1 protein-coding gene and 2 pseudogenes are annotated in these 1,557 nt (G+C 55.9%); all 3 read right to left on the minus strand.

The features are described 5' to 3' along the window. Positions 1-238 (minus strand): annotated as a pseudogene (locus GVK32_RS28590) (DUF2213 domain-containing protein); the annotation flags it as partial. Between the two features lie 205 nt (positions 239-443). Then, complete coding sequence (locus tag GVK32_RS28595; protein WP_227697936.1) at positions 444-1,346, minus strand: phage minor head protein; 903 nt, start codon at positions 1,344-1,346, stop codon at positions 444-446. A 31-nt stretch (positions 1,347-1,377) separates the two neighbouring features. Continuing rightward, positions 1,378-1,557, minus strand: a pseudogene (locus tag GVK32_RS29395) (DUF1073 domain-containing protein); the annotation flags it as partial.

The following is a 1,557-nucleotide window of genomic DNA, read 5'->3' on the forward strand; positions in this document are numbered from 1 at the left end:
TGGCGCTGACGTACTTGCCATCTACCATCGGATGCGGCAGAGGCATCAGCTTGCCTTCCATCGTCTGGTAGCTGTTGTTAATCTCCTCCGCCGGGTACAGGCCGCCATTCATCACGATGTCATCGACTATCGGAACCGCACCACGAATGACGTAGTGTTCCTGGCCGTTGATAGTTGTCGTGGAGATATTGGAGGCGTTGATGGCGAGGCTTTTTACATGAATGCTCGACAGCTTCATGCGGAGTCCTCTTAATGTTTTATTGGTGGGATTCTCGGACCTGCAGCCGGTTTGAATGGCTTTGGTCTACATTCGCTGCAAAATTTTGATGGCGCTGGGGTGTATTTACCGCAGCGATGACAGGAGCAAGGATCAGCCGATCCAGACCCTGCCACCATAATGATGACAACCAATATGATCAGCAGAAGCAGAGCAATGACTCCAATCATGCGGCCTCCTTGTTTGCCCACTGTTCACGTTCTTTCGCCAGCTTCTCAGCCAACCCTTTGTTGAATATGCTGCCGTCGTCGTTGAGCAGGGCCGGAATCTGGCTGCAATAGCAGTGATATCGGTTGCCGTTCTCAGCGTAGAAGTCACGCACCTCTTCGGTGGTGTAGACCTTTCCATGACGGCTGGCGTGCCAAGTTCGCGTCGTTGGCTTAAGCGCAGACAGCCACAGCAGGCCGGTATTCAGGCCCAGCCTGTCGGCAGCCCAGTCCGTTTCGTTCCATTGCGCCTGCCGCAGCGCGCCTACCTGCTCAGTCTGCGCCATGTTCTTCGCGCGACTCATGGAGACATCGAGGCGCTTGCTTATCACCTGTGCCGTTTCGCGCGGATTCACGCCCCGGCCAATCGCATCGGCTATGACGTTTGCAAGGTCGCCGCGCGCCCGGTCACTTTCAAGCTTCCAGTCGCTATACGTGCTGATGTAAGCAGCGGCGATCTGGTTCTGGTAAGCGGGGCTGGATAGCAACATCTGCAGCGTTGTCTGGCTGGCGTAGACTGGCGACTGCTGAGACAGGTTGTTGAAGGCTTCAAGCGTGCCGCGCTGAGCCTCTTTGGTGACGTACTCCATCGCCCAGAGGTTTTTCTCGCCGCCTTCCAGCAGGTGATCGTCCAGAATGGTCTGCACGATACCCAGCAGGTCGGCCAGCTCCTGCGGCGACATGTCGTAGATGAACTTGCCAGCATTGACCTGGTAGAGCGTTGGCTCTTCGCCGTTAACGTGACACAGGAAGTGCCAGTTGTGGCTGTTGACTTCACGCTCATTCCCAGTCAGGCGCTGGTCGAACAGAGCCTTCAGTGCAACCTTTATCGCGTAGTAACGGTCCTCGATATCGCGTTCCATCTTACTGACGGCTTTGCGTGACATCGTGGGGTCAACTTTCGACCGTGGTATCACCGGACTTTTCGGCTTCTGGTTCTGGGTCGTCCAGAGGATCAGGTTTTGGTTTGCGGTCATCAGGCGGAATCTCATCGTCAAGTTCAGGCAATGGCTGGAGTTCGCCCGCCGCGCGGATTTCGTTCTCTGTGATAGCAGAGCGGCCAAAGGCATTCGT

It is taken from the genome of Klebsiella sp. 18074, from assembly GCF_902705905.1.
In the GTDB taxonomy this organism is placed as follows: Bacteria; Pseudomonadota; Gammaproteobacteria; order Enterobacterales; family Enterobacteriaceae; genus Klebsiella; species Klebsiella terrigena.

Excerpts from the sequence above, each read along its gene's own strand:
- GVK32_RS28595 (WP_227697936.1), bottom strand. The coding sequence starts at position 1,346 with ATGGAACGCGATATCGAGGACCGTTACTACGCGATAAAGGTTGCACTG.